Consider the following 24,344-nt stretch of genomic DNA (forward strand, 5'->3'; position numbering starts at 1 on the left):
CCGCAGGCCAAGCGCGTTCGAGGCAAGACGCCTGCACATCGGACGGCTGCGCCGAAAACAGCGCGAAGTGCGATGCGAATGCATCCGCACTGCACGCGCGACGACACGGTAGCAACAGCCGGAACGACACGTCTGATGGCACGATGAGAGGCACGGCAACGTGCAGTGAATCGGTGGCCATCATGGGCGTGTCTCCAGCCATACTGGATGCGCAACGCCGATCACGGCGGATGCGCTGACCGGGCCGAAATAGCGGCTGTCGAACGATGCCGGATTGGTCACGCTCAACAGGAACAGTTCACCCACCTCAAGGCGACGGCAAAGCTGCAAGGATGGCAACGGTCGGCCCAGCCGGTCGGTAGGCAGCGCAGCGGCCATCGGCACGCTGTCGATGCGTACCTGACCGGCGACGATGCAGACGTGTTGCGGCGCGACCGCGCCCACACGTTTGAGCAGCGGAACGTGTACGGGCAGGTAGCCGCGCTGCGCAGCGAGCTCGGCAACATCTGGCGGCAATGTGGTCAGGACGACGCTGCCCACAGATAAGGGACGTGGCAGCGAGTCGGCGCCATGGCGCTGCGGATCGACGCGATACCAGCCGACCGGAACGCTGTCGGACGGGTTGTAGATCAAGCGCGGCAACGGCTGCACGAAAGCCGCCCAGGCCAGCGCAGCGAGGCCGACGGCGGCGAAGCCCGCCAGCACGAGGCGAGCGCGCAGGCGCGAGCGAGGAAGCGGCGCGGCTTTGGGTGTGCGTGCGGCGGTGGGATGGGCCGTCATGGCAGCGTCCTCCCGGCCAGCCAGGCGGCGTGCCGGTCGGCGGTGTATCCGGGCAGCGGCGAATGCGCAGCAAGCCGGTTGGCAAGCGTGCGCCAGTACACGGGCGACACGTCAATGGCAGCGATGCCCAGCGCCTCAATGGCGTCGATACGTTCCAGCACGGCGCGCACATTGACGTCGCCTTCGGCGTGCAGCAGCAGGCGTGCGCCCGGCTGTACGCCAGGGATGCGCTGCACGGCATCAAGCGGTGTAGCAGCCTGCATCACCATGAGCTGCCAGCGGATCGTGCCGTAGTCGTTGGCCTGCCAACGAACGCGGCAGAGGATTGCACTCGGCATGAACATGGCGCAGCGCCGCCAGCGATCGAGCTGGAGCGTGCGCGCTGGTTCGCCGAAGCGCAGGTAGAGCTTGAAGCGAGGCTCGATGTAAGCCAACGCCACGCGCGTCAACGGCGCGCTGCTAGCCTGTCTGGAAGGTGCAGCGTGCGCAGCCGTGACCGCGATGGCGGCAGGTGCGGCAGCAGACAATACGGATGTAGTCATGGCGTGTTCTCCCTGCGGTGTTCTGGAAACTCGCGCTCCAGCAAACCGCGCAGCAAGTCGGCCACGGTCACGCCTTGCGTGAAGGCCGACACCTTGATGCGCGCCCGCATGGCGGGCGTGATGTCGAGGGTCAGGCGAGCGGTGTAGAGGTCGCCCTTGTTGAGCGCATCCGCGTCGCCTTGGCGAATCCACGCCTCGGCGTGCGGATTGGCGGGCGGACGCGCGCCGATGCCGACCCGCTTGGCCGGGCGTTTGCTGTTGGGTGGGTTGCTGTTGTCGCTCATGACGGCCACCGCAACAGTTCATCGACCAGCGTGGTGATTTCCTGCGCTGCAGCGCTATCGGGGGCTGTCTCCCGCGCCAATCGCCCCGCAGCCACGCTGTCGGCAAAGACGATGCGCTGACGCACCTCGCTGCGCAGCGCTGGCAACGGTTGTTCGGCCAAGGCTTGCCGTGCTTCGCGCCCAATCACCGTGGTGCTGACGCGGCGGTTGATGACGAAGGCCGCGCGTAGCGCAGGCCGGAACACCTGAGCCTCACGAATCAGCGCCACCATCTCGGCGCTGGCCCACAGGTCATAGGGGCTGGGCTGTACCGGGATCAGCACCCGTTCGGCCGCCAGCAGCGCAGAGCGCGCCAAGGCTGCGATCCTGGGTGGCCCGTCGATGATGACGTGATCGGCCCGCCTGGCGAGTTCTGGGGCTTCCTGATGCAGTGTTTCGCGTGCCAGGCCCACGGCGCTGAACAGCCGGGGCAAGCCCTGCTGGCTTCTGCGCTGCGTCCAGTCCAGTGAGGAACCCTGCGGGTCGGCATCCAGCAGGACGACGTGCAGGCCGCGCAGCGCCAGTTCGCCAGCGATGTGCGTGGCGAGCGTGGTCTTACCGACGCCGCCTTTCTGGTTGAGCAAGGCGACGATCATGGCATGCCCCTCCAGCACAGAAGGCCGGGCGGTTTTTGCCGTGCCGAACGGGATGATTTTTGCGGCTTTGCCTGGCTGGTTTTTCGGCCTGCGGCAGTTATCCACCGCAATGCTGTTTCTCTATCAATAGTTAGAGAATTTAAGTTAGTAATGTTAGAGGGATCGCAAACCCGCGCCGTTACTGGCTTTTCGGCGTTTTCGTACTCCTGATAGCACGATAGGCATACTCCTGATAGCACGACACCCCTTACTCCTGATAGCACGACCCCATCCACAGCTTGTCCCGCTGTTATCCCCGTGCCGTCTGCGGCACGGGCCGAAAGGTCAGCAATTCCATGTCGTCCTCGGGAATCCGCACGATGCCCAGCTCGTATCCCGGCAGCGATTGCCGGGCGACCAGCGCCCGCAGGTCGTAGGCGAAATCCGAAAACCGCGTGCTGCTGCCCGACTTGCGGTGCAGATGCCGGAAGTCGAACTGCCAGCCGTATTCCTGCCTGCCGCCATGCTTGCGCACCAGGCGGTACAACCAGCGCTCGATGCCTCCCGTGAGTCGGAAGTACGTCGGGTCGATGGTCAGCACCAGGGCGGCGTCCAACACGCCCGCATAGAACCAGTCCGGCAGGATCAGCTCGATGCCCAGCGGCGTGCCGTTGGCATCGGCCAGTTCCTTCCATTCGTTGATCCACGAAAAGCGGTGCAAGCGCCTTCCCGTGGTTTCGCGGATGGACGTGGCCACCGTGGTCGATTGCAGCCGATCCAACGCGGCCTTGAGACGCTGGTAGTCGCGCAGCGACTTGCCGCGTCCGATGAAGCGCAGGATCTCGTAGGGCGTGGCCTGCATCCGCCGGGACGGCTGGATGCCCGAGTCCTTGGCTTCGACGATCTGGCTGGCGGCCCAGATCAGGATGTCGGCATCCCAGATGGTGGCAATACCATGCTCCTGCGTGCCTTCCACGCGGATGGTGATGTTGCCGCTGCGGAAGTCGATCGGCGCTGTGCGCCGCGACTTCGCCAGCGAGAAGAACGGATAGGCCATCAAGTCCTGGGCATCGCGCGGTGCCATGTCCTCGCCCGGCAGTGCGCGGAACAGGTCGAGCTGTTCGCGCTGCTGCAAGGCGTGCCCTGGTGGGCGGGACATGGCGATGGCCACCGGCGATGCGCCGATCAGCGCGCACGGCTGTCAGCCGAGTGGTGCTCGGCATATTCAGGATCGGAAGTGGTCTCGAAGCTGCGCGTTTCCGCCCAGGCATCGAGGTCGACCACGGCGTACATGACGCGGCGACCGAACTTGCGAAACTTCGGGCCACCACCGATGACGCGCTGTTTCTCCAGCGTACGCGGTGACAGGCGCAGGTAATCGGCAGCTTCATCGTTGGTGAGATAGCGCTGGGGTTGTGCGGGTGTGGCAACGGGAGCGGCGGCAGGCCGCAAGGGAGCGGGTCGCATGGGATGTACCTCCATCGGTCGGTGAAGCCCGGCCACACAGCGCGACCGGATAGAGGCAGTCTCAAGAAACTTGGGGTTCTTGCTCAGGGACGTTCTGCAGGGGATGCGAAACGTCCCCCCTCATGCGGCGGAACGGGGGGAAGTTGCGCCAGACGGCGGTAACCGCCGCGCATCAGCCCATCGGCCCGGCGCACCAGCCGCCGCACGCGGGCGCGCAAAGCGCTGTCGGCGTGCCAATCGGCGGCAACGGCATCCACACCAAACAGCCCTTCGGCCACCTCCCGCAAGGACGCACCCGCCAGGGTCGCGTCCAACGCCTGAAGCGTGTGCAGTTCCAGCAATGCGGACAGTGGAGGACGTGGTCGGACGGTCGCCGCAGGTGCGACACCGGCTGCTACGGCGATCTTGTTCAATTCGCTCGCCAGGGCCGCATAGCGTTCGCAAGGCGCGGCGCAGGCCCGGATGGCATAGGCGTAAGCCATGCCATCGGCCAAGCCTGGCGCGAGCACGAAACGCAGGCAGCAGCCGGGCCAGCGCGCCATCAGCACCAAGCGCTTGCCGTCATGGATCAGGTATTTGTGGCCCGGTAGCTTCCAGAACTCAAAGCACAGGGCGTCGGGTGGAGGATCGGCATCCGGGTAGAGCTGCACCACGGCATCGTGATCGGGGAACCAGGCCGGGTGCGCGTCCCGCGCATCCAGAGCGGGATCTTCCAGCAGGCGCAGCCCCCAATGCCCGGCAGCATCCGGTTGGCGACGACGGCGCAGCCAGTCGTGCCGATAGTCTGGATGACGGCGTAGATACTCCCATGCCAGCGCCGGGCCATCCAGATGCAGAACGTAGAGATAGGCCGCCGTGGCATACCACGGCTCGGCACTGCGATCAGCCATACGGCAACCTCCCTGTGCTGGGGGGCGTCGCCACGGCGAAACGGCGTGCTACGAGGCCATCGTCAAAACGTCATGGGTGAAGCGTAAACTGGCAGTGTCAAGACCGATGAACTCCGATGCGTTGCTGAAATCGTCCGAGTGCGACGGCGGCAACGCACTCCAATGGCATGCCGCGTCGGTCAGCTTGCCGCAGCCCGCGCCAGGCATCATGACCGTTTCGATCAGGCACGCACCACTGCGGTGCAACACTGCCGATTCAGACCGAACGGGTCACAGACCAGACCGAAATAGACACAGTGCGCCACTGCTTCGCGGTGGCCCTCAATCGGTGATCGAACCGTTGTCTTCGGCCAGGCGCAGGTATTCCGACAGCCGCCGCACCGGCTGGAAGTAGCGATCCCGCATCACGGGCTGCTGGCGTGGCCCGACGATGGCGGCCAGGTCGGACAGCTTCACCGTTCCCAGTGCAGGCATGCCAATCCCCAAGTCGATCAGGCCGTGGGCAGTATCGCCATCGGCGGGGTCGAGCGAAGCCAGCAGCCAAGTGGCATGCGCATCTGGCGTGAACAGGCGTAACACGGGCAGCGGGTCAGTGTCATGCCCGGCTGCGCGGGCCTGGCCGTTGGCCAGCAGGCGCGTGCGCTCGTCGGCGGTGATGAGCGGGGTCATGGTTTCACTCCCACGGATGCACAAAGCATCAGAGACGCTTTACCGCGTTCCCTCGTAAGCGGGGATGCGCAAGCCCACGCATCCGCAGAAGCGTGGAAGCACGAAAGCACATGCACGGAAGTCAGGAAAGACACGGATCAGGCTCTCCGCTTTTGAAGAAAGCCGCCGATGCGGATTCTTTCAAAAGAACAAAATGAACACTATAGATTGTAGTCCTATAGGGCGCAATAAGTTGTCATTCTGGATTTTAGGGAAAGTCCAGAATGACGACGCGCAAGCCATCGCTGCCCGATGCTCTGAGGCGGATCAGGAAGGCACGCGGCCTGAGCCAAGAGGCGTTCTCGGACGTGTCCAGCCGCACCTACCTGAGCTCGTTGGAGCGGGACCTGAAAAGCCCGACGCTGAACAAGCTGGCCGAACTGTGCGAAGTCATGGAGGTTCATCCGCTTACGCTGCTGACGTTGGCGTATGCCGGTGACGACCTGCAGCAGGCCGACCAGTTGCTGGCGCAAGTGCGGCAGCAACTGGGGACTGTGACAAAGAAAAGTGACGCTCCATAGCGCATGCGCTGGAGTGGCCGGACCGGCTTAGCCGGTTCGGTGCAGTTCAAGGGGCGCCAAGCTGCGCACGGCGGAGATAGCGCGCAGGTTATGAGTCCGTGCCTACGCCCGACAATATCACCATGCAAACGAACAATAAGGAGGAGCCAAGGATGCCATTCCCCATCTCACAGTGGACGCAGATTGCTCACAGCTATCAACAAGGAACGATTCTTCTCGGCAACGGAGCTAGCATGGCTATCTCGGACAGCTTCGGCTACGGCTCATTGCTGGAGCATGCCCAGCGAACGGGATTGCTCGCCGAGGATGTAAATCGCCTCTTTCGCTTTTTCGGAACATTCGACTTTGAGCTGATCCTTCGACTGGTCTGGCAGGCGTCCAACGTCAACAAGTCGCTGGAGATACCAGACGATCGCACGCATCAGGCATACCTGAACGTCAGAGAGTGTTTGATTCAAGCCGTTCGAAACGTGCATCCTGAATACGATCTGGTGAGCGGTCGATTGCCCAGCATGTACCAGTTCTTGAAGGGGTTCGACACAGTCATTTCACTGAACTACGACTTGCTCGTCTACTGGACGATGACCTATGGTCTGAATATTGAAGACGGCCATCAGTTCAAGGATTGCTTCCTCGGAAACGGCGCACACGGTGCCTTCAATGATGCGTGGCAGAGATTCCGTGAGCCCTATCGGGAGCGAACCAACACATTGGTGTTCTATCCCCATGGAAACTTGGCGCTATGCCGCAACGCTGTGGAACAGGAACTGAAGGTCCATAGCGCTGGAGCGGGCTTACTGGAGGCAATCCTACAGGCGTGGCGCAGCGAGCAAGTCGTTCCGCTGTTCGTCAGCGAGGGAACGATGCCGCAGAAAGTGTCCTCGATCCAGAATAGCTACTACTTGGCCATGGTATACCGGGAGGTGCTCACGTCGCAGCGATTGACGTTGACGCTGTTCGGTTGGGGAATTGGAGAGCAAGACCGGCATCTGCTGCAGCGGATGCGTGGGACCGGAATTCAGCGGGTGGCAGTCTCTGTTTTTCGTGGTAATCAGGTCGACTGCAATTACGCGTATCAAGTCATTCAAGATGATCTCGGACCTGTTCAGGTAGATTTTTTCGATAGTGAAAGCCCCGGTTGCTGGATTCACGCAGCGCCGCAGCCAGGACTTGGCCAATTCGGGCACTACTAGAGCGATCCTGAATGCTCAGCCGTAGGTGCCTGGCCGGGCCGATCCGGCGCAGCCGGTTCGGCGGTACTGAGGGGCACCAAGCTGTGCGCGGCGCATCGCGCCGACATGCCACGCGCTGACCATAGCCGTACACTCGGTGCCCAAACAGGAAGACACAGCCCACTATGGGCCACCGCCTGACCTTGCCACATTCGGGACGAACTAGCAGCGTAGCACCCCGTCGTGGCACGGGGCGCTACGGGCGGCGGTTACGCCGCTTTGGGCTTGCTGCGCGACCAGATCAGGTCGTGTGCGCCGTCCTCGCCTTCGATCAGGCGGGCATAGACCGTTGCAGGGAACAATGGATCATCAAGGGTCACGGACACATAAGGGCGTCCGGCCTCGCTGGTCTTCTTCCAGGCTGCGCCGATGTCGTGGCCAGCCGCTTGCAGGCGGTAGTCGGGTGCGCTCTCGTTGCCACCCTTGTCGTTGGGAACCAGCTTGACCTTGACGTTAAGCGTCAGGGTGCGAAGCGTGCCGGTGAAGCCGTCTTTCTCTGCGGTGAAGGTGCCGATGTTAGCCATGATGTTTCTCCTTTCGGGTTGAACAAGGTCGCGCCAGTGCGTCCTTGTTGTGATCCGACCGGCGGGGGATGGGCTGGCCGCACCGCGCAGCGGTCGCAACACCGTGGAGAGCCTGGAAGCGAAAAGAATTTGCCCCGCGAGGAATGCGCGTAGCGCAGGGGAAATTGTTTTCGCTGCAAGGTTGCGGTCATAAAGCCCAAGGCGCAGCCGCGCCACCGCCAGGATTCACGACAAGATAAGGGCGCACGGGCCGCCCGCTCCCGAATGGAGACATGGCCGACTCGGCATCCTCGCATGACAACTTCACCGGCTTGCTCCCTGGCGCGGCCAGGTCAATGCCCCAGCAACAAGGTACGAGCGCTTCTGCCACAACTTGCGGCCACATGCTTAATGCGTGGCGTGGAAGCTCCACATCGAGGCCAGGTGGTGTGTCGGTGAACCGTCTTTCGTGACCTACAGGCAACGAACCGCCAGCGTCGAGCAAGGCACGCTTTCGTGCAACCTGCCGCAGCAAGCCGGGGCGTAGCCCCACAAGCGCCGCCCATTGCGGCGAGGTGCTGTCGGAATGTCGGCGGCGCGTGCGCCGCTCCACTTGCATGGCTTCAATGGCTTTTGCGCACAAGGCGCCTTGTGCGCGGCCCCTTTGCCGCCTGACCGAAGGCGGCAAAGGGGCGTTTTGGCTTTGAGCCTTGAAACCGGGTGCGGCCACTGCCGCGCGCGGAGTATTGGCATTTCCCGCGCCCAAGACGGAACGGCTTGGACGCGGGGAGCTTCCTATTCTTTGGTTTCGATGATCCACCACACGGCACGCGGCAAGGCGCGGCCCGTAATGGGGTGTAGGTCGGTCAGGTCGGCACGGGCTGTCCAGCCGCGAGGCGGACGGTAGCCGCGCACGTCGCTATCGCCATGCCAGCGGCGGGCGCGTATCGTGCCGGGGGCGTAAGTCGCGGCCATGCGCGGGCGGTTCGTGGTGTCGTGGCTCATGGGTGAATCCTCGGCATGAAAGCGCCCCGGCCGGAACCGGGGCGCTATCTGTGGTGCGGGGTCAAGCGGCCATTGCCTCGACCTGCGTCTGCTCATCCGCCACGGCGGTGATTTCCTCCGGTGCTTCGGCTGCCTCGTCCGTCACCACCTCCTGCGCGGCCTGCTGCGTGGCTTCGGCGGCGAAGATGGCAGGCATCCAGCCGGTGCCATCGGCCAGCCGTTCGGCTTCGCTGGCAATGTCGCCTTTTTTCAACTTCGCCAGCCGGGTGACGTGCGACGGTGCGAACGCGCCCACGGCTTCCAGAATCGCGGCCTTCGGCACATGCTGGAAATAGCCGTCTGCGGTCGGTTGCCACCATGCCGCCATGTTCAGCCCCACGGCCTGCGCCAGTTCCGCGCCGGGCTGGTGCTGCGTGGCGCGGGGCGTCACCACATCTACCGTGGATGCCACGCATACCGCCAGCAGCCGCACCAGTTCATCCTGCGACTTCGCCAGCAGCACGGCGAACAGTTCGGCGCTGTCATCCGGCAAGGCTTCACCCGCTACCTGTTGCAGTTCGCGCAGAGCCACGGCGGCAGGTGATTCCGGCCAGTCCGGGGCCATGCCTTCCAGCCGATCCTGCTGGGTCAGCTTCACGCCCAGCTGCAGATCATGGCCGTAGTGGCTGCCTTGCAAGACAATCTGCACCATGCCAAGCACCAGTGCGGCCAGCGCCACCTGCGGATGCCGGGCCACTTCGATTTGCAGCGCGGCAGTACGGTGGGCACTCAAGCGTTGCGCCAGCCGGTCGGACATGGCGGCGGCCTTGGGGGCGTCGTCGGCTTCCTCGCCTGTGTCGTCGTTCCCAGCTTCGCCTTCGCTGCCGAAACCCTGCCGCAGCCGTTCCAAGGTGCGCAGCGCCTTGGCTTCGGCTTCGCGCATCAAGCCGCGATGAATCACGGCCTCGCCGTTGCGGTCGATGGTGACGATGGCACCGGCGGCAGCTTTGACGGCTTCCCCGTAGTCCTGCAAGCCATCTTCCAGCGCCTGCAACTGTTCGCCCAGGTGTTCGCCTTCCTCCTGCAAGGCGTCGGCCTTTTCTTCATCGTCGGCGTCCAGGGCGGCATCCACGGCCTCGGCCAGCGCCTGCATCTTGGTTTGCAGCTTCTCGATGCGTTGGGCTTCGCGCTTGTTCGGGCTGCGGCGTTGCCTCGGGGCGCGCTGAAAGGCTTGAAGGTCGGCATGGGTCGTGCCGGGGGTGGCATCCACCCGTGCCCAGCCTTCGGCCTTCACCTCGGCGGCAAGGCTGGCCAGCTTGTCCTGCGCCAGCCGTTCCAGCAGCGTGGCATCGGTCAGATACACGCCGCTATCGGCTTCCGCGAACAGATCGCGGCGGGTGCCACCGCCTGCGGCCTCGTAAGCATTCAGCCCAACGAAGCGCACCAGCGGATGCCGGTGGGCATCAATCTCGCGCTCGGTCAGGCGGTCGCGCAGGTTGTGCGGGCTGCGCTGCCATGTGGGCGCATCGTAGAACGCGGCTTCCTGCGCGGCGTGGTTGTCGGTGATGGCAAGGGCCATCAACTGGTCAAGGCTCACGGCCTCGGCCCGGTAGTCGGCCAACAGGCGCGGCGACACGTTGGCAAGTTTCAGGCGGCGCTGCACCACCAGCGGCGTGACGCTGAAATCTGCGGCAATGTCCTCGATGGGGCGGCCTTCGGCCACCAGCGCGGCAAATGCCTCGAACTGGTCGGCGGGGTGCATGGCTTCGCGCTGCACGTTCTCGGTCAGGCTGGCGGTGCGGGCGGTGCCATCGGCAACCAGCAGGCAAGGCACCTCCCATTCCTTGCTGATGCGGTGCTTTTTCGCCAGCAGCTTGAGGGCGGCAAGGCGACGGCCTCCGGCCACGACTTCGTAACGCTCGCCGTCAGCGGTCGCGGTCACGATCAGGTTTTGCAGCAGGCCGACACGCTGGATGCTGGCGGCGAGTTCGAGAATCGACATGCGCGGGGTCTTGCGCACGTTGCGGCCCGTGGGGCGCGATACCAGCCGCGAAAGCGGCACAAGAATCAGATTCTTGCTCGGGTCGGCGGCTTCCAGCAGCACGGCAGGCGCGGCGCTGGCTGCGGCGTGGATGGCTTGGGCTTCGGTGTGGTTGATGGCGTTCATGGTGAAAACTCCTTGCGATGATGGAATGCAGCAGCGAATGACGCGGCAAGGGTTGCTGCCTGCCCCTGCCGCGCAGGGAAATCAGGCTTTCAACTGTCGCAGGCCATCGGCCAGCAGCCACAGGGCGCGATTGAGGCGAATATCGGAATCAATGCCCTGCACCGGGCGGGTCTGCTGGCGGCGTCCGTTGGCGCTGCGCCCATGCAATCCGCCTTTGGTCAGGTTCTCTTGGGTGCGGTTGAACACGCTCCACAAGTCCGGGCGGCGGTCGTCGAACCTGCGCGGCATCAGGATTTGCGATTCGGTGATGGGGGCGGGCTTGTCCGGGTCGTCGTACTTGAGCGACAGCGCGGCGCGGGCAAACACTTCGGCTTCGCCTTCGTCCAGCGTGATGGCCTGCATGGATTCGCGGGACTCCAGCGCACGGTCGAAGCCGTGCAGCACCTGATAGGCACCTTCGATCACTTGTCCGGCCACGTCGCCCTTATGCGGCACGCGCACATCGGCCACGGTATCGCCGCACACCAGCCCATTGCTACACACGAAACGGAACATGCCGGCCAGCATCTGGTAGCTGCTGGTGCCGTCGTGCGAGTTCAGCAGGATGATTTCGTTGGCTTCGCCTCGGGCATTGATCTGGCTGGCATGGCGCAGCCGGATCATGTGCTTGGTGTAGTCGCGCCGGTCTTCGTGGCGGGTGCGGGTCTGCGTCACCATGAAAGGCTGAAATCCTTCCTTGCGCAGTTCGGTCAGCACCGTGGCGGTGGGGATATAGGCGTAACGCTGGGAACGGCTTTCGTGGGGCGCTTCCGCAAAGATGGATGGGGCCACGCGGTGAATCTGCTCATCGGACAGCGGGGAATCGCTGCGCAGTACCGGGGAACGTGATGCGAAACGGGATGCGAGTTGCATGATCTTTCTCCTGACTAAAAGGGTTTGCTGTTCAAACCGCACACCGGATTCCTAGATTCGGAGCCCAGCCTTTCGGCTGTTCGGTGCGGTTGGCACGAGGAACCCGGTTGGCCCTGTTGCCACCGTCTTTCCTGAGTTCATCGCCCGCGACGGTCAGGAGCCCACGGACGTGGACCGTCAAGGAGAAAAGCGGCAGGTAGGTGCGGCCCGCAGGCGCAGCCGAGGACACGGCCTGACGCGCCTTGATGGCACGCGGCCACGGGCTACAGTCGCGAGCAAGGTGATGGAGTCAGGAGAGACGGCTGGACATGGCAACGGCCGCCACGATGTGCAAACCGCACGCAAGCGAAGCGCGCAGGCCCGAAGCTGGAAGCCGGGCCGTAGGCGTCAGGGATGTGGAAGGCTGGCCAATGCCAGTCCCGTCAGGGATGAGCGAACAGCGAACCTGGAGCAGCGCGGTCCGTGAAACGGAGACGCAAGCATGTGTTTCGTTTATTATCTATTTGTGCTATGGACTTCTTTCGGCCATAAGCAGTAGCTCTTCTGCCAGCAAGCCGAATGGCAAAAGAACTTTTTTCGTGGAAGCTGCCAAATTGATCAGGTCAGCACATTGACCAAATCCGCCTCCGTTTCTGGCCAGGATCAGGCTGGCAAGTGGAACAGGATGTTATTGAGTCAAGAACAGCAGTTCGGACCGACAGGATGATAGAAAGTCAAGGGATGCTGGGGGAAGAATTGGATACAGAAAATGGATCGCCAGGTAGAAACCCTCTTGCCGCAGCACAGAGGGAAAGAGCTGGTGCGCAAACATTCGAAAAGTACGAGTACCAGTACCACTGGGCTCTCTGCCGAATTCTTGGTGCTCATGAAAACTCGGATGATTACGTTGTCTTTATCGAGCTTCATGAGGACGTAGTATTGGCGACTTCGACCGATGAATCTCTCGCGCGGTTTGAATTCAATCAGATCAAAAACGTCAATGCTACACCTTGGAATCAGAAGAAATTGACTTCGATCCCAAAGTCCACTACCAAAAAAAATTCAAATTCAATTCTTGGAAAAATGCTCCAAGGGATTCGAAAAAAGCCCTTTTTCGAAAAGCTGAACTCGCTCGATTTGGTCGCGACCTGTGGCTTTAAGCTACCTCCTAAAACCGATGGCTTGAAGCTCTCAATTATTTCAATCGGTGATCTTCATGATGAGTGTCTGAAAGACATCCAGGCTGCAATCGACAAAGAGCTTGGCTCCTACCCTATTCCCAGAACCTTAAGGTTCATCACACCTGATCTAGCCACCACCGGATTTCAGGATGTAGCTATTGGCCGAATTTCCAAACTTGTCAACATTAAAGCTCCCGGAGCCATGTATGACTCATCAACGATTTATCGAGTATTAATTGATGACTTGCATCGCAAGGGAACTGTAGCCTTTGATTTTGCTGATTGGAAAAATCTTATAAAGAACAAAGGAACCACTCATGGCGATGTTGAGCGGGTTATATCGTCTTATACGGAGAAGAAGGGGCTCGAGGCATTCGAGAAAGACTTGGACGATATTCTCAAGGATCTTGAACTGAAATCGAATAAGCGGATTCAGGTACGCAGAGCGTTTGAACGCTATCACAACGCCGTGCGCCTGGAGCGTTCATTGATTGCCATTGACAACCAACAAGCAGTTAAGGATGCGGTTGAACACAACTTTGAAGTATTCGAAAAACAAGGCGTGATGGATTTTATGAATCTGACACTTGAAATTTTGCCAGAGGCAACCAAAAAGAATCTGGTGAACCTGGAGTCAATCCAAGCAGCCATCATTTACGAACTATTGAGCAAGTGTCATGAAAAATGAGCCGACTATCGACAACTTCAAACTGCTGATCAGAAATCTTAGGACAAAGCGGCATGGAAAACTTAGTATTCAAACGACTAGTAGTGGCGTCCGATACCCTAAAATCCGGAAATCAGTTCGAGTTCAAACCTCGCTTCAACTTGATAACGGCGAACGACAATAGCGTTGGGAAATCGACTCTAGCGAAGTTGCTTTTTTGGGCTCTAGGTGGAGACCCTGTCTTAGATGTTACGTGGACGGGGTTTGACGTTCGATGCCTGGTTGACTTCAGTGTCGGCAATCAGACTTATCAGGCGGGGAGATACGGGAACATCATGTTCCTTCGTCGCCCAAATGGAGAATGGGAAAAATTTCCCAAAATCACAGGCGCATACTCGGATGCCTTTGCTGAGATCGTAGGCTTCGAGGCTCTATTGCCGAGCCGGAGCGACTCAACCAAACTCGAAACACCGCCTCCTGCTTTCTACTTTCTGCCTTTCTACGTAGATCAGCAGCGCAGTTGGTCCCACGCATGGAACGGCTTTACCAATCTTGAGCAATACGCGAAATGGCAGAAGACCATCATCGAATACCACACAGGCTATTTACGGCCTGAATTTTTCACGTTCGAAGAGAAGATTGCTGCTCAGAACCTTGAGAAAAAAACTGCAGAAGGTGAAGTTAGAAAGATTGAGACAGCTATTGATGTAGTCAAAACATACGTACCTCAATCCAGAAAAATGGTCACCCTATCAAAAGGTGAGTTCGACATCCTCGCCTCCGAGGTCTCTGACGACATCGCAAAATTGCAGGCTAAGCAAGAGGATCTGCTTGGGACGATTGCCGAACTTCAAACGGAACGTGTCTATTTACAAGGCCAACTTGATCTGGCAGCGATTGCATCTTCTGAACTTGATAAGGATTACACCTTCTCTGTCGAGTGTATTGAAGGTGAGTCTCTTCTTTGCCCGTTGTGTGGAACCATGCACGACAATTCGTCACCGAGTCGAGCCTCCATTCTCGCCGACAAAGACGAGGCTGAAAGGCAAGTAATGCAAATCAACGGGAAGATCGAGCGGCTGAATAAAGAGTTGGCTAACTCTCAGAAAAGGCTTGAGAGTACGCGCACCGAAATTGATGAGATAAACAGCAAATACAAATCGCTTGAGCCCTCGAGCATGCCTGAAAATCAGGAAAATGCTTCCGAAGCATCATTTCTAGACAGCATAGCATCTCGTGCAGTTCAAAAACATGTACAGCGGACGATGGAGACAAAAACAGCTTTAATACGTTCCATAAATTCTACGAATAGAAGCTTGAGGGCCGAACAGAAAAAACTACTGACCAAGGAACAGCGGGAGGATCTGAACGCTGCATTCAAAAACTCTTTGACCTCTTACCTACAGGAGCTGAATGCGCAAGGCGTTAATCTGGCACCTGTCGAATCCCCCCTAGATTACAAGAAAATCCATGGAAGCGGAGGCGCAGCGGAAAGCACCCGTGGCATCTTGGCTTACTACATGTCCGTTATCCGGCAGGCACACAAAGCAGAAAATGAGGCTTTTTCGGCTATTGTGATCGACACTCCGAATCAGCAGGAACAAGCTGACTTCAACTACGAAAAAATTCTCCAATTCTTGACGGGTGCAGTACCTTCAAACGCACAGCTGATTTTATGCGCCATGAATCGCGACGAAATCAAGGACTACAAACGTGAGGCGCATGTGATCGAACTGGACGAACAGAAAATCCTCAAAGAGACGAATTACACTGAGTGCCGATCTTTGCTTAACTTTGATGGATCAATCACAGGGCCTTCGAATAATTTGCCGAGTTAAATCACTCATATTTATATTTACAAAATTTATCCAGACGCAGCAGCATAATAATTCTGCAGAGTGGAAGTTTTAAAAAATAACTTTAGCCGGTCTGCTGTTCATGAATGCATGCGCTGAACGTGAACTGTAATCATAGATGCGCTGTTTTGTCATTTCGAAGATTCACGGCCTCTATGGGGTATTGGCAGCGGAATTCTTGATCTGAGCGCTCTCAAAAAGGATGATGAAGATGCGAATAGCCAACTTGAGGATCGAGAATTTTAGGGGTGTAAGAAGCGGTTTTATTCAGTTTGGAAAACATCCTGTTCTTGTCGGAGACAATAACTCAGGCAAGACTACCCTGATCGAAGCTTTGACTCTCGTGCTTGGCAGGGATCGTCTTATTCGCGAGCTGAGCGAGCATGACTTCTTCGGGTCCAATCCACAAGCAGCCGATAGGATCAAAGTCGTCGCAACAGTCACAGGTTTTACCGGCGACGACCCAGAACAGAGTAGCCAATGGTTTCGTGATGAAAGAGCAGTAGTGAAATGGCTTGACGAGACGTCAGGCCAAGTGCATCCCGTGCGCAACAGCCCGGAATGGAAACTATGCTGTCAGCTCGGCGTTCAAGCACGCTTCGACCATGACACCCTAGCCGTGGAGACTGTACGCTACTTTTATGACCACGATGAACCTATAGATCCGTTTGCTGATGAGGCTCCGGCCCCTGTTCCAGGCAAGCTCATTCAAGAACTGAGTTTCTATCTGGTACGTGCGAGCCGGACGTGGGACAAAGTCTTCTCGTGGGGGAACGAGCTCTTCAAACGCACAGTGCTTGCAGCTGCGGCTCAGCCCGCAGCTGCGTTGCTGGCCGAGCGGGACCGTCTGCGAGAACCGGCGCAACCTATCGACGCCGACCCGGGCATTCAACCGCTGATTCAGAACTTGAATACCGAGCTTGCGCTCTCATTCCCAAATGCTCCAAAAGTTCAGTTGAGGCTTACTAACACAGACAGTCGGTCTGTGATGGAAGCAGTTTCAGCCCACTTTGCAGGCACTGATGGCTTCAGTATTCCTGCAGGCAGACAGGGCAGCGGGCTGGTTTCCATGCAGGGTCTGCTACTACTGCTCGAGCTGGGTCGTGCTCGTGCTGCAAGCGGTGGTGAATTCCTGATGGCATTGGAGGAACCCGAAGTCCATCTACCGCCATCTGCGCAGCAACGGTTGGTTCAGAGGGTTCAAGCTCTCTCCACTCAGACATTCGTCACGACCCATTCACCTCTTGTTGCTAGCATGGCCGATCCGACCTCTGTGCTGATCTTGAAGAAGCATGACGGCGTACTTTCAGCCGAACCGTTCCTAGCGAGCCCACTTACTGCCGCGGCGCCAAACTGGAAGCGCAAGTTCTTCCAGCACAGCAGAATTGACGTATTGAGTGCGCTGATGCAGCCGGCACTCCTCGTTCCAGAAGGCCGTGCCGATTTTCAGTTGATGCGTTGCATCCTCCGGCCGTTGACGATGACTGAAGGCTGGGTCGAAACAATGACTCGCCCCTTCGGCATCGAAGTCGGCGTGGTCCCAACGGAAGACGCAAATGTCATTGAGACCCACAGGCTGATGAGGCGCATCCACAAACGTGTGTGTTGTCTCGTCGATGGTGATGCCGCAGGTCTGGAATACGCAGATCAACTGCGGCTGGAGGCCGAGCCGCCCAGCTCGATCATCCGCTGGAACGATGGCGCAATGATCGAAGATGTCATCGGGTGGATTCTCAATGCGGATGAGCACGCAGTGGTTGCCAAGCTCGCGGAGATATCCCCTCAGCCTCCAAATTCGAGCGCGGATGTCGTGGCCTATTTGAAGACAAAGAAGATGGACGTCATCGCCTATGAAAGTCTCGCGGAAGCCATTTCTACGACGCCAGCATGCAGGGAGCGGGCCGCAGATCTCTTAAGCGGTCTGGCCTGTGCCTGTGCCGGCGATAACGCTACGCAGCGCTTTGTTCGCGGAGACCATGGTGTGTGGGTGTTTCATCCATGACGGTTCGCGCGTTCACCGGCGGTGCTGGTTGTGGAAAGACCCACATGCTCATGGCATCGCTGTCAGCGCATCTGGAGGGAGCGCCTCTCCAAAGCGAGCAGAAAGTCTTGGCTCTCACCTTCATGCATGGATCTCGCAGGCGCTTGGAAGAGCGCCTTGGGTTGCTTCAGAATCTGAGGGGAAAGACCGAGTGCACGACCATCGACAGCTTCGCATGGCGTCTGTTCCGACGTTGGCGTTCGCTCGCTTCAGCCCTCGGTTTTGTGAACATCCAACCGAGTGAGTACGAGCGCATATGCGAGGCCGCGAGTGCACTCGCACAGGTCAGAGATGTCCAAGGCTGGGTGGCTTCGACGTTTCCTATCCTTGTCCTGGATGAGGCTCAGGACATGACAGCGCACCGCCTAGGCATGGTGGCAGGCTTGGCCAACAGGTTGGAGGTCTTCGTTGCTGCCGACGAGTTTCAATGCCTGAGCGAGGAGCTACGCCCCAACCCTGCCTGCGCTTGGCTGGCCCAGGTATGCGCCCCTCAGGAGCTTTTACAGCCTCGTCGGACAAACGTTGATGAGCTACTCAATGCAGCCAGAGCAATTCGCGCCGGTGAGGCGCCCAAGTCGGAGAAGTTCTTCCTCGTTGCGCAGACCTCCACTGCGCCGTTGGCTGGCGCATGGATCAACTCCAATTTGAACTGGTATGGCGGAGGCAAGAGCGTCGCCATTATCACCCCGACCCTTGGAACGTTTGCCAAAGGCGCTTTGGCCTGGGCTGCTGCCAACAAGACCAAGAAAGGCGCAGGCCCGTATGAAGTCGCATGGGAGCAGTCAGAGGCTAAAGCCGCAAGCGAGTACCTCGCCGCGATCAAACTTGCGGACCGGACCGACGCTCCCTCCATCAACGCCGTCCTCGCGGCGGCTGGTGACGCCAGAACAGCCAGGGATGTGTTCGAATGGCTAGAGACTCAACGTCGGACCCGGGCAAAGCTGGAGTTCTCAAAGGATGAGATCGTGAAGTCGATTGAGCAGTCCTTTTCCCAGCGCCGCCAATCTCGCAGAAACGAGGTGCGTGGGTGGAAAGGGATGACAGTTCATGGCGCCAAGAACCGAGAGTTCGACAACGTCATAGTTTTGTGGCCAGCGGCGGTTGGTGGTAGCGACGACCAGAAGAGACGTTTGCTTTATAACGCAGTGACGCGTGCGAAGGAACGATGTGTTGTTCTTGTGCAGGCATCCGCCCATATGAACCGGCCTCCTTTCGCATGAAGCGCTGAATTGCCCAAAGGGGTCAGAGTTACTTCGGCATCTGGGTCAGTTTTACATCGGCGTTAACAGGTAGGATTGGGTGAAACGGATTTATTAAAATAAAAAAAAGGGGCCGAAGCCCCTAGACTCAGATCAGCCCTCGCTCTGCAAATGAAGTTGCTGCCTGTCCGGCCACGATGACATGATCCAGCGTGCGCACCTCCACCAGTCCCAGCGCATCCTTGAGCCGCTGCGTCAGCAGCTTATCGGCCTGCGACGGCTCAGGATTCCCGCTCGGATGGTTGTGCGAGAGGATGACAGCCGCCGCATTGAGCCGCAGGGCTTCCTTGACCACTTCACGCGGATACACCGATGCACTGTCGATGGTGCCGTGGAACATCTCCCGGTACTCGATCAGCCGATGGCGCGTATCCAGAAACAGCACCGCAAAGACCTCATGCTCAAAGCCTGTCAGCTTGTTGCGCAGGTACTCCTTGACCAGCGCCGGGGACGTGAACTCAGCACCACGCTGCATCTTCAGCTCGATGGCCTGACGTGCCGCTTCAAGAATTTGATCCACCGACGCCGGCAAGTAGCGCCCTTGGGCGTCACGCACCAGCAAAGCGTCATCGAACGAGGAAAAGGACAGTTGCGACATGATCGTGCTCCGGTTGCTCGGGCGGAATTGCCCGGAACCGTGGCCAGCACGGCGCAGCGCAAGCAGTCAGGGATCGAAGACGGCCGACAGGCCGCAAGCGTGCAAGCACGCGCAGTCATTGACGGCGAGAACGCCGTGATACGGTGAAGGGAACAGCAAGACCGCCTACACCCCTCCCAGCCACACACCCGCCGTTGGCAAGTGCGCAGCACGCGCAGGCTCAGATCAACGATCCAGGCCGGAGGCGTCAGGGATCAGCGCCGAATGGCTGTGATTTGGCACGAAATACGGGGCGCAGCCCGCGAGCCCGGCGGCGGAACGTCGGGACGCACAACTACTGCTTTTCGTCCTTGAGGGACAGCGTTCCGCGAGATTCGAGCAGACGCCGCGTGTTCTCCAGCTCTTTTTGCAGCAACTCGGCATCCGGCAGCACCGTCCGGTAGTTTGCCGCCATCACCTTGGTTGGCAAGCCATCCAACGCATACCGCGCCAGGGCATGACCCTTGTCCGCGCACAGGATCAGGCCCACCGGAGGATTCTCATCCGGGTAAGCCCAATGCTCCTTGGCATAGTTGCAGTACATGTGCATCTGCCCCACATCGGCATGGGTCAGGCTGCCCAACTTGAGGTCGATGATGACCAGGCAGCGCAGCTTGCGATGAAAGAACAGCAGATCGACCCGATACCAGGTCTGGTCGATGCGCAAGCGACGTTGCCGCCCGACGAAGGTGAAGCCTTCCCCGAGTTCCAGCAGGAAGTCTTCCAGACGCTGGATTAATGCCGCTTCCAGGTCGGATTCCGAATACTCGTCCTTGAGGTCAAGGAACTCCAGCACATACGGGTCTTTGATGGCGTCAGTGGGAGTGACGGTATCCTCGGGCTTGGCCACCGAACCCTTGACCAGCATCGCCGCCTTGTCTTTGGATAGGGCCGTGCGCTCGTAGAACTGGCTGCCGATCTGTCGGTCGAGCTGGCGCACGCTCCAGCCACCGCGCAGTGCTTCGGTCTCGTAGAACTGGCGTGCATGGTCATCTTTGACCGACAGCAGCCGGACATAGGCTGACCACGGCAAGGCGAAGGCCTGGGCCAGTTCGGAGAGGTCGAATTTCCGAGACACCGTCTCGGAATTCTCGATGGGCAGCCCTCCACCAGATTTCCGAGACAGTGTCTCGGAAATTGTCTCAAGGGGGTAAGCGGCGAAGAAGCGTCGCATGTTCTCCAGGTTGTCCGGGCTGAACCCGCGCCCAAATCGCGCCGTCAGGTCAGCGGACAACCGCGCCATCAACTGCTCGCCGTAACCAGCTCGCCGCCTGCCTTTCTGCTCGGCTTCGACGATCCGGCGGCCAATCTCCCAATAGCTGGCCGTCATCAGCGAATTGACGCTGCGCGCCGCTGCCTGACGCGCGGCATCCAGCAGCTCCACGATGCCGCCGTGGATGCCGGCATAGCCAGCCGGTAAGGCAGCGGGTTTCCGCGTTGCCACAGGCATCTTCCTTGTCATGCTGTCACCTCCATAGAGCGGGATGCTCCGGTAATCGCCAGCCGCCGATTCGCCACCAGTTCGGCCGCATCCCGCACCGGCTTGTCCTCGGTATGAACATAGTGCATAAACATCGCCACGGTCTTGTGGCCTGTGAGCTTCATGCCCACCTTGGTCGGCACGCCCGAGTTGGCAATGTCGGTCGTCGCCCGGTGACGGATGCCATGCGTGCCAACGTGGGGCACGCCAGCGGCCTTGAGCACGCGCGTCCAGCCGCCGTAGTGCTCACCGTGGGTCATGTGCCGGGTGGGATCGTTCGGCGACGGCAGGACATAGGGGCAGCCTTCCCGACGTGGCGCGGTGGACAGCAGCCGATAGGCTTCCTCGCTCATGGGCTTGGAAATGCCGCCGGTCTTGCTGTCAGGCCAGACGACGCGGCGCTTTTCCAGATCAACCCATGCCCATTCGAGCGGGCAGATTTCGGAGCGCCGGGCGGCGAACTCGAATTGCAGGCGAATCGCCAGCGGGATGACGTAGTTCTCCAGTCCCTCGGCTTCCAGATGCTCCAGGTGACGGAAGATCCGCACCAGCTCGTCATCGACGATGAGCCGGGTTTCCTTGCCGGGTGGGTACATCGGGACGTGGCGGCACGGATTGGTGCCGTCAGGGCGCAGCCCCCACACTTCGGCCAGGTTGAACATCTTGCGCAGCACGCCGAAGGTGCGGTTGGCCTCGGCCTGCTTGTAGGCCAGCTTCTTCATCAGCGTGGCCACGTCCGGGCGCTTCACGTCCTGCACCTTCATCCGGCCCATGATCGGGATGATGCAGCGGTCAATGACGCCCTGATAGCCGCGCTGCGTGCTGGGCTTGTTGCGCTGCTTGGAGTAGTCCTCCATGAAGGTGTGGCAAAACTCCTTCATGGTCGGTGCCTTGCGGGCAGCGTTCTTGGCCGCGCTGGGATCGCCACCCTTGCGCACCTCGGCCAGCCATTCCTGCGCCATCGTGCGCGCCTGATCGACCGTAAGTTCGCCGTACTGGCCCAGCGCTGGCTTGCGGCGCTCGCCGGCATTCGTGCGGTACTGGAGCATGAACACCTTGCGGCCCGCCGGGGTGATCTTGCACAGGAAGCCAGGCACCACGGTATCCCGCAGTTCGATGGCCTTGTCTTGGGGTTGTGCCGCATCGACTGCGGACTTGGTGAGCTTGATCTTCGCCATGATGACTCCTCGGAAAGCCCGGTTTCCAAGAGCCGCATGGGAGCCACGCGAGGGGAAGCCGGGTCAAGTTTCGGAAAGCACCGGCATATGTTGAACTCGCCTAAGTGATTGATAAACCTGCTGTATCGAGCCTTGGCGTAGTCCAGCGAAATGCGATGCTGGAGTCATCGTGAAACAAAAAAACCCGCCATCAAAGGCGGGTCGGGGACTCAAGGGAGTCAAAGCTTCACGCATGGGAGAGGTATCTGCCGCGTCGCTGCACGCGGCAGGCGCCATCAGCTACCGCGATAGGTCGAGTAGCTGTAAGGCGAAATCAATAGCGGTACATGGTAATGATCCTGCTCAGCGCTGATGCCAAAACGCAGCACCACCACATCCAGAAATGCCGGCTCGGGCAGTTGTAGACCGCGACCGCGATAGTAGCCACCAGCGCTGAACTGCAACTGGTAAACACCGGAACGGTAGTCATCGCCTTCCAGCAGCGGAGCATCGCAACGACCATCGGCATTGGTCTGGCGCGTGGCAATCAACTCGAGGCGCTCGCCTTCGACCCGATAGAGTTCGATGCGGATATCGCTGCCCGGGCAACCGTGGGCGGCATCCAGTACATGAGTAGTCAAACGTCCCATAGATTCCGACATCGTGGCTTGCACCACCGATGCCTGCCTCCTCTTGTGATTGGTGTGGACCTGGAGCGAGCATAGCACGCCAGCCAAAACATTAAAGACAGTTTCCGATAAAATTGTACACAATTACAACTAAGCGACTATGGATTCGTACCCTGCTAGCCTCAGCCCGGCTAAGCGGTCGACCTGCTAATACCGAATAGTAGTCATGGCAGGATGGCACGGAAGCAAAACTCGCTTAAGAGATTTTCCGCGAAATGTCATTTACAAAACGCCAAACGTTTTGTATACAATTGACCCATGACGGTCGCTCAGTAATCCACGGCGGCGACCCGAGATCGAATAAGGAATGACACGTGAGCGCCGACTACCCTCGTGACCTCATCGGCTATGCCGAAAATCCACCCCATCCGCAATGGCCGGGTAATGCCCGTATCGCACTGTCCTTCGTGCTCAACTACGAAGAGGGCGGCGAGCGCTGCGTATTGCACGGCGACAAGGAGTCCGAAGCATTCCTTTCCGAGATGGTTTCTGCCCAGCCGTTTCAGGGCGTGCGCCACATGAGTATGGAGTCGCTCTATGAGTACGGCAGCCGGGCCGGCGTCTGGCGCCTGCTCAAGCTGTTTCGCAAGCACAACATTCCGCTGACTATCTTCGCTGTGGCCATGGCCGCGCAACGTCATCCGGACGTGATCAAGGCGATGGTTGCCGACGGCCACGAGATCTGCAGCCACGGCTATCGCTGGATCGACTATCAATACATGGACGAGGCGCAGGAACGCGAGCATATGCTCGAGGCCATCCGTATCCTGACCGATATCACTGGCGAACGCCCGCTGGGCTGGTACACCGGTCGTACCGGGCCGAACACTCGCCGCCTGGTGCGCGAGGAAGGTGGCTTCCTCTATGACTCCGATACCTACGATGACGACCTGCCCTACTGGGATTCGGAAAGCACGCCGGAACATCCGCACTTGGTGATCCCCTACACCCTGGACACCAACGACATGCGCTTCACCCAGGTGCAGGGCTTCAACACGGGTGACGATTTCTACCAGTACCTCAAAGATGCCTTCGATGTGCTCTATGCCGAAGGTGCAGCGGGCGCACCGAAAATGCTGTCTATAGGCATGCATTGCCGCCTGCTCGGTCGCCCGGCGCGACTGGCCGCGTTGCAGCGTTTTCTCGACTATGCCCAGGGCCATGAGCAGGTGTGGTTTGCCCGCCGTGTCGACATCGCTCGCCACTGGCATGCGACCCATCCTTTCACTCAGGAGCCCGCCGTATGAGCCGCTTCCAGACGTTGACCCCATCGAGCCTCGACCGCGATGCATTCGTCGCCGCCTTCGCCGACATTTATGAGCACTCGCCATGGGTCGCCGAGCAGGCGTATGACCAGGGCGTCGACGAAACGCTCGATGTCATCGAGGGGCTGCACCAGCGCATGGCCGACATCCTTCTGGGAGCCGACCGCGAGACTCAACTGGCACTGATCAACGCTCACCCGGATCTTGCCGGCAAGGCCGCGGTACGTGGCGAGCTAACCGCATCGAGCACCTCCGAGCAGGCCGGCGCCGGCATCCAGCAATGCACGGCGGAAGAATTCGACCGCTTCACCACGCTCAACGAGGCCTATAAGGCCAAGTTCGGTTTCATATTCATCATGGCGGTAAAGGGCAGCAACCGGCACCAGATCCTGGCGGCTTTCGAGGAGCGCATGCACAACTCCCCCGAACAGGAATTCACCCGCGCCCTGGCCGAAATCAACAAGATCGCCCTGTTCCGTCTGCAGGCGATGTAAGCAAGAGACCACCCAGACGACTCGAAGAGAAGAAC

The 24,344-nt window shown here is 59.6% G+C and carries 24 protein-coding genes; 8 read left to right on the plus strand and 16 right to left on the minus strand.

Annotated elements, in window-relative coordinates:
- Window positions 1-180 precede the first annotated feature (180 nt).
- The 8 genes from AC2LD7_RS05775 to AC2LD7_RS05810 all read right to left on the minus strand — a co-directional run bounded on the left by AC2LD7_RS05775 (window position 181) and on the right by AC2LD7_RS05810 (window position 5,246).
- Entirely contained in the window at window positions 181-780 is a 600-nt protein-coding gene (locus tag AC2LD7_RS05775) for a S26 family signal peptidase (protein WP_033946855.1), read from the minus strand.
- The gene (locus AC2LD7_RS05780; protein ID WP_033946853.1) at window positions 777-1,322 is read right to left on the minus strand and encodes a DUF2840 domain-containing protein; all 546 of its coding nucleotides are present in this window, start codon (window positions 1,320-1,322) and stop codon (window positions 777-779) included. The genes AC2LD7_RS05775 and AC2LD7_RS05780 overlap by 4 nt, the downstream gene beginning before the upstream one ends.
- Window positions 1,319-1,606, minus strand: coding sequence for a hypothetical protein (locus tag AC2LD7_RS05785; protein WP_028968586.1), 288 nt, complete (start codon window positions 1,604-1,606; stop codon window positions 1,319-1,321). The genes AC2LD7_RS05780 and AC2LD7_RS05785 overlap by 4 nt, the downstream gene beginning before the upstream one ends.
- Window positions 1,603-2,241, minus strand: coding sequence for a ParA family partition ATPase (gene parA / locus AC2LD7_RS05790; protein WP_033946851.1), 639 nt, complete (start codon window positions 2,239-2,241; stop codon window positions 1,603-1,605). The genes AC2LD7_RS05785 and parA overlap by 4 nt, the downstream gene beginning before the upstream one ends.
- 289 nt (window positions 2,242-2,530) lie before the next feature.
- Window positions 2,531-3,379, minus strand: coding sequence for a replication initiator protein A (locus AC2LD7_RS05795; RefSeq protein ID WP_202965909.1), 849 nt, complete (start codon window positions 3,377-3,379; stop codon window positions 2,531-2,533).
- A gap of 26 nt (window positions 3,380-3,405) precedes the next feature.
- Entirely contained in the window at window positions 3,406-3,687 is a 282-nt protein-coding gene (locus AC2LD7_RS05800; protein WP_033946844.1) for a helix-turn-helix domain-containing protein, read from the minus strand.
- An 83-nt stretch (window positions 3,688-3,770) separates the two neighbouring features.
- The gene (locus AC2LD7_RS05805; protein ID WP_033946842.1) at window positions 3,771-4,577 is read right to left on the minus strand and encodes a DUF2285 domain-containing protein; all 807 of its coding nucleotides are present in this window, start codon (window positions 4,575-4,577) and stop codon (window positions 3,771-3,773) included.
- Between the two features lie 321 nt (window positions 4,578-4,898).
- Window positions 4,899-5,246: a DUF2958 domain-containing protein gene (locus AC2LD7_RS05810; protein WP_033946840.1), complete on the minus strand. Its 348-nt coding sequence runs from the start codon at window positions 5,244-5,246 to the stop codon at window positions 4,899-4,901.
- A gap of 263 nt (window positions 5,247-5,509) precedes the next feature.
- On the opposite strand from AC2LD7_RS05810, the gene AC2LD7_RS05815 reads away from it, so the two are divergent.
- Together AC2LD7_RS05815 and AC2LD7_RS05820 are read left to right on the plus strand one after the other, a co-directional pair.
- On the plus strand, window positions 5,510-5,806 hold the full coding sequence (locus AC2LD7_RS05815; protein WP_033946838.1) for a helix-turn-helix domain-containing protein: 297 nt from the start codon (window positions 5,510-5,512) through the stop codon (window positions 5,804-5,806).
- Between the two features lie 152 nt (window positions 5,807-5,958).
- Entirely contained in the window at window positions 5,959-6,999 is a 1,041-nt protein-coding gene (locus AC2LD7_RS05820; protein WP_033946837.1) for a DUF4917 family protein, read from the plus strand.
- A gap of 248 nt (window positions 7,000-7,247) precedes the next feature.
- Here AC2LD7_RS05820 and AC2LD7_RS05825 read toward each other — a convergent pair whose 3' ends face one another.
- From AC2LD7_RS05825 to AC2LD7_RS05840, 4 genes are all read right to left on the minus strand, one after another.
- Window positions 7,248-7,562, minus strand: coding sequence for a DUF736 domain-containing protein (locus AC2LD7_RS05825; protein WP_033946835.1), 315 nt, complete (start codon window positions 7,560-7,562; stop codon window positions 7,248-7,250).
- A gap of 774 nt (window positions 7,563-8,336) precedes the next feature.
- A complete protein-coding gene (locus AC2LD7_RS05830; protein WP_023081473.1) occupies window positions 8,337-8,546 on the minus strand; it encodes a hypothetical protein in 210 nt (69 codons plus the stop codon).
- Between the two features lie 61 nt (window positions 8,547-8,607).
- A complete protein-coding gene (locus AC2LD7_RS05835) occupies window positions 8,608-10,692 on the minus strand; it encodes a ParB/RepB/Spo0J family partition protein (protein ID WP_033946834.1) in 2,085 nt (694 codons plus the stop codon).
- A gap of 81 nt (window positions 10,693-10,773) precedes the next feature.
- Complete coding sequence (locus AC2LD7_RS05840) at window positions 10,774-11,604, minus strand: DUF932 domain-containing protein (protein WP_019436907.1); 831 nt, start codon at window positions 11,602-11,604, stop codon at window positions 10,774-10,776.
- A 654-nt stretch (window positions 11,605-12,258) separates the two neighbouring features.
- On the opposite strand from AC2LD7_RS05840, the gene AC2LD7_RS05845 reads away from it, so the two are divergent.
- The 4 genes from AC2LD7_RS05845 to AC2LD7_RS05860 all read left to right on the plus strand — a co-directional run bounded on the left by AC2LD7_RS05845 (window position 12,259) and on the right by AC2LD7_RS05860 (window position 18,548).
- Window positions 12,259-13,452, plus strand: coding sequence for a DUF4297 domain-containing protein (locus AC2LD7_RS05845; RefSeq protein ID WP_232482158.1), 1,194 nt, complete (start codon window positions 12,259-12,261; stop codon window positions 13,450-13,452).
- 53 nt (window positions 13,453-13,505) lie between these two features.
- A complete protein-coding gene (locus AC2LD7_RS05850) occupies window positions 13,506-15,269 on the plus strand; it encodes a coiled-coil domain-containing protein (protein ID WP_019436909.1) in 1,764 nt (587 codons plus the stop codon).
- A 229-nt stretch (window positions 15,270-15,498) separates the two neighbouring features.
- The gene (locus AC2LD7_RS05855) at window positions 15,499-17,289 is read left to right on the plus strand and encodes an ATP-dependent nuclease (protein ID WP_033946832.1); all 1,791 of its coding nucleotides are present in this window, start codon (window positions 15,499-15,501) and stop codon (window positions 17,287-17,289) included.
- Window positions 17,286-18,548 (plus strand): ATP-binding domain-containing protein, encoded by a 1,263-nt coding sequence (locus tag AC2LD7_RS05860; RefSeq protein ID WP_023081476.1) that lies wholly within the window; start codon window positions 17,286-17,288, stop codon window positions 18,546-18,548. The genes AC2LD7_RS05855 and AC2LD7_RS05860 overlap by 4 nt, the downstream gene beginning before the upstream one ends.
- 127 nt (window positions 18,549-18,675) lie before the next feature.
- On the opposite strand, the gene radC is transcribed toward AC2LD7_RS05860, so the two are convergent.
- The 4 genes from radC to uraH all read right to left on the minus strand — a co-directional run bounded on the left by radC (window position 18,676) and on the right by uraH (window position 22,511).
- Complete coding sequence (gene radC, locus AC2LD7_RS05865; protein WP_019436912.1) at window positions 18,676-19,185, minus strand: RadC family protein; 510 nt, start codon at window positions 19,183-19,185, stop codon at window positions 18,676-18,678.
- Window positions 19,186-19,519: 334 nt separating this feature from the next.
- Window positions 19,520-20,668 carry a PDDEXK nuclease domain-containing protein gene (locus tag AC2LD7_RS05870; RefSeq protein ID WP_019436913.1) on the minus strand — a complete coding sequence of 383 codons (1,149 nt, stop codon included), beginning with the start codon at window positions 20,666-20,668 and terminating at the stop codon, window positions 19,520-19,522.
- 14 nt (window positions 20,669-20,682) lie between these two features.
- Window positions 20,683-21,882 carry a tyrosine-type recombinase/integrase gene (locus tag AC2LD7_RS05875; protein WP_019436914.1) on the minus strand — a complete coding sequence of 400 codons (1,200 nt, stop codon included), beginning with the start codon at window positions 21,880-21,882 and terminating at the stop codon, window positions 20,683-20,685.
- Window positions 21,883-22,157: 275 nt separating this feature from the next.
- Window positions 22,158-22,511, minus strand: coding sequence for a hydroxyisourate hydrolase (gene uraH / locus AC2LD7_RS05880; RefSeq protein ID WP_484596944.1), 354 nt, complete (start codon window positions 22,509-22,511; stop codon window positions 22,158-22,160).
- A 353-nt stretch (window positions 22,512-22,864) separates the two neighbouring features.
- Here uraH and puuE point away from each other — a divergent pair, with 353 nt between their 5' ends.
- Window positions 22,865-23,797, plus strand: coding sequence for an allantoinase PuuE (puuE, locus tag AC2LD7_RS05885; RefSeq protein ID WP_484596891.1), 933 nt, complete (start codon window positions 22,865-22,867; stop codon window positions 23,795-23,797).
- Window positions 23,794-24,309, plus strand: coding sequence for a 2-oxo-4-hydroxy-4-carboxy-5-ureidoimidazoline decarboxylase (uraD, locus tag AC2LD7_RS05890; protein WP_484596892.1), 516 nt, complete (start codon window positions 23,794-23,796; stop codon window positions 24,307-24,309). The genes puuE and uraD overlap by 4 nt, the downstream gene beginning before the upstream one ends.
- The last annotated feature ends 35 nt before the right edge of the window (window positions 24,310-24,344 follow it).

The organism is Stutzerimonas sp., from assembly GCF_982611455.1.